Annotated in this window: 11 protein-coding genes and 1 pseudogene; 7 read left to right on the top strand and 5 right to left on the bottom strand. The window is 66.4% G+C overall.

Features of this window, described 5'->3' with window-relative positions; genetic code table 11:
• Window positions 1-88 precede the first annotated feature (88 nt).
• Together H8B02_RS37950 and H8B02_RS37945 are read left to right on the top strand one after the other, a co-directional pair.
• A complete protein-coding gene (locus H8B02_RS37950; RefSeq protein WP_229170883.1) occupies window positions 89-901 on the top strand; it encodes a MotE family protein in 813 nt (270 codons plus the stop codon).
• A 451-nt stretch (window positions 902-1,352) separates the two neighbouring features.
• On the top strand, window positions 1,353-5,114 hold the full coding sequence (locus H8B02_RS37945) for a tetratricopeptide repeat protein (protein ID WP_229170882.1): 3,762 nt from the start codon (window positions 1,353-1,355) through the stop codon (window positions 5,112-5,114).
• A gap of 12 nt (window positions 5,115-5,126) precedes the next feature.
• Here the strand turns inward: H8B02_RS37945 and H8B02_RS37940 are convergent, their stop codons facing one another.
• Window positions 5,127-5,972, bottom strand: coding sequence for a glyoxalase superfamily protein (locus H8B02_RS37940; protein WP_229170881.1), 846 nt, complete (start codon window positions 5,970-5,972; stop codon window positions 5,127-5,129).
• Between the two features lie 270 nt (window positions 5,973-6,242).
• Between H8B02_RS37940 and H8B02_RS37935 the strand changes: the two genes are divergently transcribed.
• The 5 genes from H8B02_RS37935 (at window position 6,243) to H8B02_RS37915 (ending at window position 9,902) form a co-directional block, all read left to right on the top strand.
• The gene (locus H8B02_RS37935) at window positions 6,243-6,479 is read left to right on the top strand and encodes a hypothetical protein (RefSeq protein WP_092115402.1); all 237 of its coding nucleotides are present in this window, start codon (window positions 6,243-6,245) and stop codon (window positions 6,477-6,479) included.
• Between the two features lie 26 nt (window positions 6,480-6,505).
• Window positions 6,506-7,465 carry a LysR family transcriptional regulator gene (locus H8B02_RS37930; protein WP_229170880.1) on the top strand — a complete coding sequence of 320 codons (960 nt, stop codon included), beginning with the start codon at window positions 6,506-6,508 and terminating at the stop codon, window positions 7,463-7,465.
• An 88-nt stretch (window positions 7,466-7,553) separates the two neighbouring features.
• Window positions 7,554-8,264 carry an SDR family NAD(P)-dependent oxidoreductase gene (locus tag H8B02_RS37925; RefSeq protein WP_229170879.1) on the top strand — a complete coding sequence of 237 codons (711 nt, stop codon included), beginning with the start codon at window positions 7,554-7,556 and terminating at the stop codon, window positions 8,262-8,264.
• A gap of 22 nt (window positions 8,265-8,286) precedes the next feature.
• Window positions 8,287-8,538, top strand: a complete 252-nt coding sequence (locus H8B02_RS37920) for a tautomerase family protein (RefSeq protein ID WP_229170878.1) — start codon at window positions 8,287-8,289, stop codon at window positions 8,536-8,538.
• A 122-nt stretch (window positions 8,539-8,660) separates the two neighbouring features.
• The gene (locus tag H8B02_RS37915) at window positions 8,661-9,902 is read left to right on the top strand and encodes a YbfB/YjiJ family MFS transporter (protein WP_229170877.1); all 1,242 of its coding nucleotides are present in this window, start codon (window positions 8,661-8,663) and stop codon (window positions 9,900-9,902) included.
• On the opposite strand, the gene H8B02_RS37910 is transcribed toward H8B02_RS37915, so the two are convergent.
• The 4 genes and pseudogenes from H8B02_RS37910 to H8B02_RS37895 all read right to left on the bottom strand — a co-directional run.
• Complete coding sequence (locus tag H8B02_RS37910) at window positions 9,899-11,050, bottom strand: aminotransferase class V-fold PLP-dependent enzyme (protein ID WP_229170876.1); 1,152 nt, start codon at window positions 11,048-11,050, stop codon at window positions 9,899-9,901. The two genes, H8B02_RS37915 and H8B02_RS37910, sit on opposite strands and share 4 nt — an antisense overlap.
• A gap of 55 nt (window positions 11,051-11,105) precedes the next feature.
• The gene (locus H8B02_RS37905; RefSeq protein WP_229170875.1) at window positions 11,106-11,993 is read right to left on the bottom strand and encodes a hypothetical protein; all 888 of its coding nucleotides are present in this window, start codon (window positions 11,991-11,993) and stop codon (window positions 11,106-11,108) included.
• An 87-nt stretch (window positions 11,994-12,080) separates the two neighbouring features.
• Window positions 12,081-12,833, bottom strand: a complete 753-nt coding sequence (gene fliP, locus H8B02_RS37900; protein ID WP_050631029.1) for a flagellar type III secretion system pore protein FliP — start codon at window positions 12,831-12,833, stop codon at window positions 12,081-12,083.
• Window positions 12,830-12,960: pseudogene (locus H8B02_RS37895) on the bottom strand (flagellar biosynthetic protein FliO); the annotation flags it as partial. The gene fliP and the pseudogene H8B02_RS37895, both read right to left, overlap by 4 nt.

Here is a 12,960-nt window from a genome sequence, read left to right as displayed (position 1 = left end):
CGCAGGCGCCCAGGGTTTCGGCCGCGCGCGCGGTTGCTGCGGCGGCTGAAGCCTTCACCGAGCGCAGGAGGGCCGGCGGCCTCGCTGCATGAAGTTGCTTCGTGACATCAGAGTGATGCCGGTGGTGCTGGTTGCGATCTTCGGCCTGATGGTGCTGAAGGTCGCGGGCCTCGTGCTCGATGGCGGTTACGTGTTTGCCGACGACGCGCCGCCGGCCGGCCCGGCCGGTCCATCTTGGGCGCAGCAGAATTTCAACTTCCCCGGCGCTCCCAAGGCGGTTGCCGACAGCAAGTTCAAGGCCGATCCGGGCGACATCACGGGATCGGTCGAGGGCAAGGACGCGAAGAAGGACGAGGCATCGAAACCGGCCGCACCGGCCGCGGAGGCGCCCAAGCCCGACGGCGTGGTGGTCAATCTGGATGCGCCGCCGCCGGTGTCGGCGTCCGAACGCGCGATCCTGGAACGGCTGCAGTCGCGCCGCCAGGAGCTCGAGACGCGCGCCCGCGAGGTCGAGATTCGCGAAAGCCTCCTGAAGGCCGCCGAGAAGCGCATCGAGGCCAAGGTCGAGGAGGCCAAGGCCAATGACGCGAAGACGAATGCCGATGCGGCGGCAAAGGCAGAAGCCGACGCCGCCCGCTTCAAGGGCATCGTCACCATGTACGAGAACATGAAGCCGAAGGACGCCGCAAAAGTGTTCGATCGGCTGGAGATGACCGTGCTCTACCAGATCGCCTCGCAGATCCAGCCGCGCAAGATGTCCGACATCCTCGGCCTGATGCAGCCCGAGGCCGCCGAACGGCTCACGGTCGAACTCGCCCGCCGCGCCGGCGGCGACAAGTCGGTATCAACAGACGATCTTCCCAAGATCGAAGGCAAGATGCTCACGCCGAAGACGAATTGACGGAGCGCGTTAGCCTCAGAGGCTGACTTTCGGCGGGTTTGCGCCCGCGAGCCAGGCGAGGCGCCTTCGCAATGTCGGCGATAGCCGTAGCGACGAAAGATGGATCGTCCTCATCCCAGCGCCGCTGCAATACAAGCGGTTTGCTGCTCAAGTGCTTTCAGCTGATTCTGGATGTCGAATCTCGTCGTAGTGAGCGGCAGCTTGAACCACCCATTTCCGCGAGCCGTTCCAATGTGATGGCAAGTGTTCTTTAACCATACCACAAACGCGTTCGAGTACAGAAGCCGCCTCCGAAACCCGCTTCAAAGACACCTTCCTGGTCCCCTCGTAGCGTCCTCTGAAACAATCCATTGACGTTAACAGCTCCTTAACGCCGCCCGATCCAAGATCGGGACGCGTGGGCGAGGGCGCTTCGCGCTGGTATGGCTGAGGTCCGAGAAGACGTTTCGAGATGGCGCGAACGGCTGCCGCTGAAACATGGTCGCTAGGCCGCGCCTGGGCGCGGACTGCGCGTCTGTGCCTGCTCGCCACTGGCCTTGCCCTCACAACCCTCACATATCCAGCCTCAGTGCGGGCCCAAGACCTGCCGCCGGTGCCGGGCGAGGCGACATTCTCGGCCGCGAACGGCTATGCCCGGCTGGTGCTGAAGCTGAAGGAGGATGTCGAGTCGGAGGTCACGACCGCCGGCTCGATCATCGTGATCCGCTTCAAGCGTCCGGTCGATATCCCCGTTGAGAAACTCTCGGATGCGGTGCCCGATTATGTCGGCGCCGCGCGCCGCGATCCCGACGGTTCGGCGATCCGCCTGTCGCTGGCGCGTCGCGTCACCATCAACACCATGGCCGCCGGCGAGCGTATCTTCGTCGACTTTCTCCCCGACGGCTGGACCGGCCCGCCGCCGTCGCTGCCGCAGGAAGTGATCCGCGAACTGGCGGAGCGCGCCCGTGCCGCCGAGCGTCTGTTGCGCATCCAGCGCGCCGCCGATGCCGCCAAGAAGAAGCCGCCGATCCGCGTTCGCGCACTGGTGCAGCCCACCTTCGTCCGTTTCGTGTTCGAGGTTCCCGACGGGGTCAGCGTCTCCTCGGTGCTGAACGAGCAGAAGCTGACGCTGTCCTTCAACTCGGTCCTGAGCTTCGACCTGGCCGATGCCAAGGTTGCCGCTCCCCCGAACGTCGCGTCGATCAGCTCGCGCGCCGACACGGATACCTCGGCGGTCGACGTGACGCTGATTGGCGATGTCGACGTGCATTCGTTCCGCGACGAGAAGAACTACATTGTCGATGTCGCCTTCCAGCAGAGCGAGCAGCAGCCGGCGGCGAAGCCCTCGCTGAGCTCGTTGTTGCCGACGCCGCGCGGCAAGCCGAAGGGGGCGGCTGCGATCGCGCCGGTGACGTCGGAGAGCATCGCGCAGCAGGCCAAGATCGAGATCAAGTCCGAGCAACCCAAGGCAGAGCAACCCAAGGCGGAGCCGGTCAAGCCCGAACAGGCCACGACCGAACAACCGGCGCCCGCGCCCGTCAAATCGGAACAGCCGAGATCCGAGCTGCCCAATTCGGAGCTGCCGAAGATCGCCGCTGCGCCGCCGGCCGAGGTCGAGAAAGCCGCTGTACCGGCCGCGCCGCGCGAGAGCGCTGCTGCGACAGAACAGAGCGACGCGCCAAAGCCTGCGCCTGCGGTCGCGCCGGTGATGGAGACACCGAAGCCAGCGGCGGCGCCATCGCCGCCTGCAGAGGCCCGCGCCAGCGCCCTGACCGCGGTCGAAGCCCAGCGCGACAGCGACGGGTTGCGGGTGACGTTCTCATTCCCCGGTGCGACGCCGGCGGCACTGTTCCGTCGCGCCGACACGGTATGGATGGTGTTCGACACGCCTGAGGCGATCGACGTCGATCCGATCCGCGCCAAGGCTGGTTCGCTGATATCAGACGTCAGCCGGATCGCGCTGGAGAAGGGACAGGCGGTGCGCTTCCGCCTCAACCGGCCGCAGATGCCGTCACTCGAGAGCGACGACCGCTCGCGCGGCGAGAGCTGGACGCTGACCTTCGCTGACCGGGTGCAGAAGCCGCCGCTGCCGCTCAGCGTGGTGCGCAATATCAGCGAGCCCTCGCTCGCCAATGTCAGTGTGCCGCTCGCCAATCCCGGCCAGCTCCATAGACTGATCGATCCCGACGCGGGCGATACGCTCTGGGTCGTGACCGCGCCGCCGCCGACCCGCGGCATCATCAAGCGGCAGGATTTCGTCGAGCTCTCGCTGCTGGAATCGATCCACGGTGTCCTGGTTCATCCGAACGCCGACGACGTCAAGGCGGAGGTCGGCGCCGACAAGGTGACGCTGGGCCGGCCCGGCGGCCTGACGCTGTCGTCGGCCGACGTCGCCGCCGAGCGCGCGACCGCGGCGGTGAAGCCGCTGTTCGATCCGGACGAGTGGCGCAAGAACCAGTCGGAGAATTTCCTCAAGCAGCTCGACGGCCTGATTGCGGCGGCTTCGACGGCCAATGCCGAGCAGCTGCCGCAGGCGCGGCTCGATCTCGCCGATTTCTACATGGCGCGCGCCATGTACCAGGAAGCCCATGGTGTCGCCAATCTGATACTGTCCGAAAGCAAGCGCGGCAGCGAGGCGGCGTCCGTGGTGATGGTGCACGCGGTCGCCAGCATCCTGATCGGGCACCCGGCGCAGGGCCTCAAGGACCTCGCCAATCCCGTGATCGGCAATGGCTACGATTCGCAATTGTGGAAGGGGCTGGCTTTCGCTCGCGAGGGCAAATGGCCCGAGGCGCGCGAAAAATTCAAGAACGGCGAATTCGCGGTTGCGACGTTGCCGCCCGATCTGCAGTGTATCGTCACGATCGACTCGATGAAGGCCTCGCTCGAGGTCAAGGACTATGCCGGCGCCGCGCGGCGTAAGAGCGATCTCGACGTGGTCGGCGTTCCCGACGCGCTCAAGCCCGCGGTTGCGGTGCTGCGCGGCCGGCTCGCCGAAGCGCTCGGCCAGGAGAAGGATGCGCTCGACGCCTATCGCTTCGCCGCCGGTTCGCCCGACCGGCAGGCCGCCGCCGAAGGCAGACTGCTGGAGACGCTGCTGCGGCAAAAGCGCGGCGAGATCGGCCGCGACGATGTGCTGAAGGAGCTCGAGCTGTTGTCGATGCTGTGGCGCGGCGACAATATCGAGCTGAAGACGCTGTACGTGCTGTCGAAGATCTATGCCGAGACCGCGCGCTACGCCGATGCCTTCGCGGTGACCCGTGCGGCGACCCGGCTGCAGCCGAACGCGCCGGAATCGCGCCAGGCGCAGGATGCCGCCTCGGCGTTGTTCGTGCAGCTCTATCTCGGCCCGAAGGGCGACGAGATGGCGCCGATCGATGCGCTCGGCACCTTCTACGATTATCGCGAGCTGACGCCGATCGGCCGCCGCGGCGACGAGATGATCCGCCGTCTCGCCGACCGTCTCGTCGGCGTCGATCTGCTCGACCAGGCCGCCGACCTCCTGCAGTACCAGGTCGACAAGCGGCTCGAAGGCGCGGCGCGCGCCCAGGTCGCCGCGCGGCTTGCGATGGTCTATCTGATGAACCGCAAGCCCGACCGCGCCATTGGCGCGCTGCGCTCGACCCGGATCGCGGATCTCTCCGGCGAACTGCGCCAGCAGCGGCTGCTGCTCGAGGCACGTGCGCAGAGCGACGTCGGCCGGCACGACCTCGCGCTCGACATCATCTCGAACATCACCGGCCGCGAGGCGATCCGGCTGCGTTCGGACATCTATTGGGCGTCGCGGCACTGGCGCGAGGCGTCCGAGCAGATCGAGCTCTATTACGGCGACCGCTGGCGCGATTTCACGCCGCTCAACCCGAGCGAGAAGGCCGACATCATCCGCGCCGTGGTCGGCTACGCGCTCGCCGAGGATGCCATCGGGCTGTCCCGGTTCCGCGAAAAATACGCGCCGCTGATGTCTGGCGACGCCGACAGACTGGCGTTCGACGCAGCCAGCAAGCCGGTCGCCACCTCGAGCGCCGAATTCGCCCAGATCGCGCGGATGGCCGCCAGCGTCGACACGCTGGACGGCTTCATCCGCGAGATGAAGACCCGCTTCCCCGACGCCACCGCCCGCGCGCCGCTGCCCGATCCGCTCACGACCGGATCGCTGCCGGACAAGCCGAAGGCCGCGCCGGTCAGCGCGCTGCCGGTCATCAAGGGCGAGCGCCGCGCCGGCGCGACGCCGTAGCGGAACGGGCTGTTACGGGCCGGGAGTCACCCACGCGGTTGAAACGATCCCCTTGTCGTCGAGCGCGATGCGCCAATGCGCGGCACCGTTCGCCTGTCTGACGCTATAGACGTCTTCGCCTTGCTCGCCGACACCGAGAAAGCGGATCGACTGGATCGTGCCGAGGTCCGCGAGGGGCTGAAGCCACGCCATCTGCTTGCGGGTCGCCGCCGCTAGCGCCGGGCTCATCTCATTGTAGTTGGGATTCCCCGAGGCGATCCCATCGATCAGGCGGTGCAGCGCAGCCTCGGTTCCAGGACTGGCCGACTGGTTCTTGACGCGCTCCGCCGTCTGATCGGCGATCTTCCTTGCCGTCGCGGCGTCGATGCGCGCCATCGGAATATCGCTGCCGTTCTGATGCAGAATCAGCGAGGTGGCTCGTCCGTCCGGTCCGACAACGAAGCTGACCTGCGCGTCGACAATCTTGGCAAAGAATTCGGTCACGCTCTCCGCAAAGAACCGCACCGAGCGCTGTCCGGTCAGTTGCATCACCAGATGATGTTCGTTGGGTGTCACCGTGAACACGGCGCGGTCGTTGAGCCGATAGAACCCGGCATAATTGTCGAGCGTGGCTGAATCCACGGCGGTCTCCTGCCGCGCGGCGATCGGCGGTGATTCTGCAGTGGAGTCTGCAGCCTGTGCCGGCGTGTTCGGCGGTCCGGCGGAGTGAATCCGGGCGGACAGCGTGTTCCAGTCACGCAGACCGAGGACGTTGGCGATCAGCTCCAGGCTGTCGCTGTGGGTGAGGGGGATCGATTTGGCGGCGAGCGCTTCGCGCAGCGTCTGCGCCATGGCCTTGGCATCACGAAAATCGCGCATGGGATCAACCTTTGCATCGACGAACGGAAAGCGTCAGGGGTTTGCGTTGCTGACCCGTTCGTGCGGGCAAAGGAAGCCTGAAACCTGGCTTGATACGTTCACCGTCCCCGGGCGGGGTGCAAGCGGCGGGTGGTATCGACCCGGCCCGATGTTCGCCGGGGACCTGCAATTTGTCAATTGCAACAGCCCGTGATCGGGTGCGTCCTCTCGACATTTCGCTGCCAAATCGGCAACCATGGCTGATGTCGCCAGCCGGGAGGACGTCGTCACATGAGCAAGCCGATCAAGACCGAAGCCGAACTCATCGCGATGGCGCGGGCCGAGTTGAAAGTTCATGCCGACTGCCCCGACGGCATCGACATCTCCGTGCTGCGCGACGGCGACAGCTGGGAATTCCGCGCCAGCGCCAACGAAGCCACGGTGGCGCGGCCCGGCTACCCCGAATGCGTCGCGATGCTGGTGCAGATCGGCGATCACCTCAGCAAGCAGTATGACGTAGAGGGCTAGCGGCTGCAGCGAGCCCGGGGAGAGCGATGGACCGCATCGACGCCATGAAGGTCTTCGTCGCGGCGGTCGACGAGGGCAGCCTTGCCGGTGCGGGACGGAAACTGCGGCGCTCGCCGGCGGCGGTCAGCCGGGCGATCGCATTCCTCGAACATCATGTCGGCGCCGAACTGCTTCATCGCACCACGCGGTCGCTGAAGCTGAGCGACGCCGGCCAGCGTTACGCGGCGGCGTGCCGGCGGATCCTCAGCGAGCTCGAGGAGGCCGACATCTCGGCCGGCGGCGAGCGGTCGGTGCCGCGTGGCACGCTGACCATTACCGCACCCGTCGTCGTCGGCGAGGACGTGCTGCGGCCGCTGCTCGACGCCTTCATGACGGAATATCCGGCGGTGACGGTGCGGCTCGTGATGCTCGATCGTACCGTCAATCTGATCGACGAGGGCATCGACGTCGCGCTGCGCATCGCGCAGCTCGCCGATTCCAATTTTGTCGCGATCAAGCTCGGCGAGGTGCGCCGCGTAGTCGCGGCGTCGCCCGGCTATCTCGCGCAGCACCCTGATATCAGCGAGCCGGCTGATCTCGCAAAACACCAGATCATCGCGATGACGCATTTCGGGCTCGACTCCTGGAGCTTTCCGCCGGCCGCGAAGTCGAAGGTCGCGCGCGCGGTCCAGTTCGCGCCGCGCCTGGTCGTCAACACGGTGCGGGCGGCGGTCGCCTCGGCCAGCGAAGGGCACGGCGTCACCCGGCTGTTCTCGTATCACATTGCCGAGGAAATCCGTGACGGGCGATTGCAGATCCTGCTTGCCAAGGACGAGCATCCGGCCTTGCCGGTGCATCTGTTGGCGCCGCAGGGTCGCTTCGACGTGCCGAAGGTGCGCGCCTTCGTCGATTTCGCGACGCCGCGGCTGAAGCGCTATTTCGAGCGGCTGACGCGCGAGGCCAGCCAGGCCAGTCGTTCGCGTCGCGGAAGAGTGTCTGCCGAATAGCGGGCATTCGCACGAAATGCGGATGTATCTAGGCTGGTCTCCATCGAGGCGGTGCTGATGCCGCTTCAGCAACAGATGGAGAGAGATCATGGGTGCAGAGCAGAAGGTTGCCATCATCACCGGTGCGTCGCAGGGGATCGGCGAGGCACTCGTCAATGGCTATCGCGACCGGAACTATCGCGTCGTTGCCAATTCCCGCAGCATCAAGCCGTCGACCGATGCTGACGTGCTGGCGGTCCCGGGCGATATCGGCGACCCCGAGGTAGCCGATCGCATCGTCAAGCAGGCCCTCGCACGCTTCGGCCGCATCGACACGCTGGTCAACAATGCCGGCATCTTCGTCGCCAAGCCGTTCACCGATCACACCGACCAGGACTACGCGTCGGTGCTCGCAACCAACCTCAACGGCTTCTTCTACATCACCCGCCGCGTGGCGAAGGAGATGGTGAAGCAAGGGTCGGGGCATATCGTGCAGATCACGACGAGCCTGGTCGACCACGCCAACAGCAACGTGCCTTCGGTGCTGGCCTCGCTGACCAAGGGCGGGCTGAGCGCGGCGACCAAGTCGCTCGCGATCGAATATGCCGCCAAGGGGATCCGCGTGAATGCGGTTGCGCCCGGCGTGATCAAGACGCCGATGCACGCTCCCGAGACCCACGACTTCCTCGCCAAGCTGCATCCGGTGGGCCGCATGGGCGAGATGAAGGACATCGTCGACGCCGTGCTGTTCCTGGAAGGCGCGGGCTTCGTCACCGGCGAGATCCTGCATGTCGACGGCGGCCAGAGCGCCGGTCACTAACGAGCACGATCGGGAGCGTGTGATGCCTGTCGTCACCATTCAGGTCACGCGTGAGGGGACGACGCCGGGTGCGTCGTCCACCACGCCGGAGCAGAAGGCGGCGCTGATCAAGGGCGCCAGCGAATTGCTGCGCGACGTGCTCGGCAAGTCGATGGAATCGACCTTCGTCATCATCGAGGAAGTCGACACCGACAATTGGGGCTGGGGCGGGCTGCCCGCGCTGGACTATCGCAAGAAGCGCGCGGCCGCTGCGGCGTCGAAATCTTCCCGCTGACGGCCCTTGCCACGTCGAACTGGGCGCCTCTCCCGATCGGGAGAGACGAGGCGTGATCGCTGTGAGCGATTGCTGCGATCGCAACTAATCATTTTTCACGAACGGCCGGAGGGCCTACTGCGATGTCCATGTCAGCCAATGTCGATCATCACAGGCGCCATCACGCCGAGCCGCATCGCGATGCAGGCGGGCCGCTGTGGCTGTCCGCAGCCGCGGGATTGTGCGCCTCGCTTGTCGGGCTCGGGCTGGCGCGCTTTGCCTACACGCCGCTGATTCCGGCGCTGATCGCAGCGAAATGGTTCACGCCGGCGGAAGCGGTGTATCTCGGTGCCGCCAACCTTGCCGGCTATCTCGCTGGCGCGCTGATCGCCCGCGATCTCGGCGCACGCATCGGCTCGGTGTGGGCGCTGCGCGGCATGATGGTGCTCGCTGCCGCCACCTGCTTTGCCTGCGCGGTGCCGATCTCCTTCGTCTGGTTCTTCGGCTTCCGCTTTCTCGCCGGAATCAGCGGCGGCGTGATCATGGTGCTGGCGGCGACCGCGATCCTGCCGCACACCGCGCCGAGCAAGCGCGGTTTGATCGGCGGCGTGATCTTCGCCGGTGTCGGACTGGGTGTCGCCGCGTCAGGCACGCTGGTGCCGCTGTTGCTGCAGCAGGGCGTCAAGCAGGCCTGGTACGGCCTTGGCGTGCTGTCGGCGGTGCTGACATTGATCAGCTGGAAGGCATGGCCCGCAGAAGTGCCTGCCGCGCATGCTGCGGCCGAGCAGCCTGTTGCTGCGCATGGTGTGCGCTCGCCGCTGGTGATCGCGCTGTGCCTGGAGTACGGGCTCAACGCACTGGCGCTGGTGCCGCACATGGTGTTCCTGGTCGATTATGTCGCCCGCGGCCTCGGGCAGGGGATCGCGGCAGGATCATATTACTGGGTGCTGTACGGCATCGGCGCCGTGATCGGCCCGCTGCTGACAGGACATCTCGCCGATCGCGCCGGCTTCGCTGCGGCGCTGCGAGCCGCCTTCCTGATCGAGGCGGTTGCAGTCGCGCTGCCCGCCGTGACGAACTCGCCCGCCGCGCTGATCGTGTCGAGCCTCATCGTCGGCGGCTTCACGCCCGGCATCGTGCCGCTGGTGATCGGCCGCATCCACGAGCTGATCCCGCACTCCGCAGCGAGCCAGCGCTCGGCCTGGGCGCAGGCGACCACGATCTTCGCGCTGTTCCAGGCGGCGGGCGCCTACGGCCTGTCCTACCTGTTCGCGCGGAGCGGCGGCGATTACGCGCTGCTGTTCGTGATCGGCGCGGCGGGCGTCGCCGTCGCGCTGGGGATCGAATTGTTCAGCGTCGTTGCATTGGGGCGCAAGCGCGGCTAGCCGCGCAGCGCTTTCGTCAAGACGGCGACGAGGCGGTCGACATCGGCCTCGTCGTTGAAGACGTGCGGCGAGATCCGCATCCGGCCGAGCCGCAGCGCCACATGGATGTTCTCCGCGGCGAGCCGCGCGATCAGCTCCTTCGGAATTCCGCCGGCCATGCCGAGGCTCAGGATGTGCGGCGCACGCAGGCCGCGCGCCAGCTGATTGAGCCCGAGATCACGCACCCCGTCGGCGATCCGCTCGGTAAGCATCGCGAGCCGCGCGCTCACGGCAGCGGCGCCCCATTCCGCCATCATCTCCATGCCGATCGAGGCCATCTCCAGCGTGATGAAATGATCGCGCTCGCCCATGTCATAACGCCGGGCATTGTCGACATAGGCGAGATCTCCGAAATAGACCGGCTTCTCGGAATTGACGTCGCGGCGGCCGGCGGAGGTCTGCTCCAACGGCACGCCATTCTGGTGGCGCTTTGCAACGTACAGGAAAGCGCGGCCGTAGGGACCGATCAGCCATTTGTAGGTCGGGAAGATCACGGCGTCCGGATCGAGCCGTGTCACATTCATCGCGACGACACCCGCGCTCTGCGTCGCGTCGATCACGAACATCGCACCCTGCCGCCGCAGTGCGGCCTGCACCATTTCGACGTCGATGATGCCGCCGTCCGACCAATGCACCGACGAGATCGAGGCAAGGCCGACCGGCGGCGCGCCTGGCCGCTCGATCGTTGCGAGCACCGCCGACGTCCAGTCGCCGTCGGCGGGCTGGCGCACGGTGTCGACGACAAAACCCTGCGCCTCGGCGCGGGCGTGCCATTCCAGCACCGGCGAGGAGTGATCGTTCTCCAGCACGATGACGCGGGTGCCGCGTGGAATGGTCAGCGCCTTCGCCACGGTAGCTATGCCGTAGCTGACCGCCGGGATCAGCGCGACGTCATTCGCATCGGCATTGATCAGGCGCGCTGCTGCGATGCGGGCGCGTTCATGCTGGCGGCCGGCGAAACGGGCGTCGATCGTCCAGGGCTGGCCTTTGCGTCCGACGGCCGCGCGGCCGGCGTCGAGCGTCTTGAGCGGCAGCGGGCTGTAGGATGCCGAGTTCAGATAGCAGACCTCGCGTGGGATCTCGAACAGATGGCGCTGGGAGGGAAGCATGTCGTCTCGTGGCTGGGAGTGCTGATGATGTCGCGATGTGGACGAGCGCGCACGCTCATCCGTCATACTGGTCCGGCCCCATCGCCCACGGCGCCTGGTCGTAGCCGTTGGCGAAGGTGCGGTTGGTCTGCGCCGGATTGCGGTTGACCAGCGGCCGCAGATACATCGGATGGGTGGCGCTGCGCACCTCATGCTCGACGGTGAACAGGTGCCGGCCATTGGCGGGATCGACGATGTCGCAGAAGCGGTACTGGTATTGATTGTCCTCGCGGGACACCAGGTTGCGCTCGCGCAGCCGCCTGTAGGGGCCGGAGAAGTCCGTGATGTAGATCTGGACGTGATGGCCGTCGAACTCGCCCTGCGCCTGGTCGGTCTCGCGGAATTGCAGGTACTGGTCCTTGCCGACCTTGGCGCGGGCGACGACAGCGTCGCCGTTCACGACGCTGGCCGGGATGCCCATGATTTCGGGATAGAACCGGCTGATCGCTTCAGCGGTGCCGTGCGGCACTTCAAATTCGACATAGGGTATGCCGAGCGCGATGCGCCCGAACCGCGTGGCGTCCGGTTCAAAGCAGCGCAGCCGGTTGCCCCACGGGCAAATGGCCTCGACGCGATCGTTGTGCTCGCGATAGCCGAACGCGGTGCCTTCGAGCTTGGGCGCGACCGCGGCAAGCCGCTGCAGCAGGGCCTGCCGTCCGGCGATCACGATTCCCGTGTGGCCGCGCAGCACCTGCGGCCGTCCGCTCGGCAGATGAAACTGGCTGCGGCCGGCATTCACCCACATGTTGCTGTCGGAGACCATCAGATAGGGATCGCGGGTCAGTCCGATGCCGGCGATGTAGAACAGCGTGGCGAGGCGCTGGTCCGGCACCTGCACGTTGACATGCTCGAGATGGATGGCGTTGCCGAGGTCTTCTGCGGCGCGGTCGAATGGCTGCTGCACGGCGCGGCTCCCTGGATGCGGTGCTGTGCATGATAATGCAACGGTACGGCCGATCCAGCTGACAGGCCATGAATGTTTCGCAGGGCGCTACCCCCCGTAGCTCTGCACAAGGCTGCCGGCGACCAAGGCCCAGCCGTCGACCAGCACGAAGAAGATCAGCTTGAACGGCAGCGAGACCACCACCGGCGGCAGCATCATCATGCCCATCGACATCAGGACCGAGGCGACCACGAGGTCGATGATCAGGAACGGCAGGAATAGGAGAAATCCAATTTCGAAGGCGCGCTTCAGCTCGGAGATCATGAAGGCCGGCACCAGGATGCGCAGCGACATCTCCTCCGGTGTCGCCGGCGGCGGCTCCCCGGAGAGGTCCATGAACAGCTTCAGGTCCTTCTCGCGGACGTTCTTCTGCATGAAGCCGCGGAGGGGGACCGAGGCGCGCTGCAGCGCTTCCTCGACGCCGATCTGGTTGGCGACCAGCGGCTTGATGCCGTCGTCATAGGATTTCTGCAGCACCGGGCCCATCACGAAGGCGGTGAGGAACATCGCGAGCGCGATCATCACCGAGTTCGGCGGCGCGGTCGCGGTGCCGAGCGCGGTGCGCAGCAGCGACAGCACGACCACGATGCGCGTGAACGACGTCATCATGACGAGGATCGACGGCGCGATCGACAGCACCGTGAGCAGCGCGATCAGCTGGATCGCGCGCTCGGTCACGCCGCCATTGCCGCCGCCGAGATTGATGCTGATATCCTGCGCCATCGCCGGATCGGCGAAGGATCCGGCGGCGATCAGGACAGCGATGAAAAAAACTCTACGCGGGACCGCCCCGAACCTCACGAAGGATTCTTCGGTCGGCCGAGCAGCGATGCCATCTCGTCCTCGAGATTCTCGAAGCCGCTCTTCTGTCCGCCGGCGGGCGGGGCAGGCGGCTCGCTACGCGGCGCGCGAACCGGCGGCGCCTCGG

It is taken from the genome of Bradyrhizobium altum (assembly GCF_020889705.1).
GTDB classification, from domain to species: Bacteria; Pseudomonadota; Alphaproteobacteria; order Rhizobiales; family Xanthobacteraceae; genus Bradyrhizobium; species Bradyrhizobium altum.
The sequence above is the reverse complement of the archived record's forward strand: the minus strand, read 5'-3'. Positions and strand labels throughout refer to the sequence as shown.

What these genes read in the sequence shown, in the direction of transcription:
- H8B02_RS37950 (WP_229170883.1), top strand. Translation starts at nt 89, where the DNA reads ATGAAGTTGCTTCGTGACATCAGAGTGATGCCGGTGGTGCTGGTTGCG.
- H8B02_RS37945 (WP_229170882.1), top strand. Translation starts at nt 1,353, where the DNA reads ATGGCGCGAACGGCTGCCGCTGAAACATGGTCGCTAGGCCGCGCCTGG.
- H8B02_RS37940 (WP_229170881.1), bottom strand. Translation starts at nt 5,972, where the DNA reads ATGCGCGATTTTCGTGATGCCAAGGCCATGGCGCAGACGCTGCGCGAA.
- H8B02_RS37935 (WP_092115402.1), top strand. Translation starts at nt 6,243, where the DNA reads ATGAGCAAGCCGATCAAGACCGAAGCCGAACTCATCGCGATGGCGCGG.
- H8B02_RS37930 (WP_229170880.1), top strand. Translation starts at nt 6,506, where the DNA reads ATGGACCGCATCGACGCCATGAAGGTCTTCGTCGCGGCGGTCGACGAG.
- H8B02_RS37925 (WP_229170879.1), top strand. Translation starts at nt 7,554, where the DNA reads ATGGGTGCAGAGCAGAAGGTTGCCATCATCACCGGTGCGTCGCAGGGG.
- H8B02_RS37920 (WP_229170878.1), top strand. Translation starts at nt 8,287, where the DNA reads ATGCCTGTCGTCACCATTCAGGTCACGCGTGAGGGGACGACGCCGGGT.
- H8B02_RS37915 (WP_229170877.1), top strand. Translation starts at nt 8,661, where the DNA reads ATGTCCATGTCAGCCAATGTCGATCATCACAGGCGCCATCACGCCGAG.
- H8B02_RS37910 (WP_229170876.1), bottom strand. Translation starts at nt 11,050, where the DNA reads ATGCTTCCCTCCCAGCGCCATCTGTTCGAGATCCCACGCGAGGTCTGC.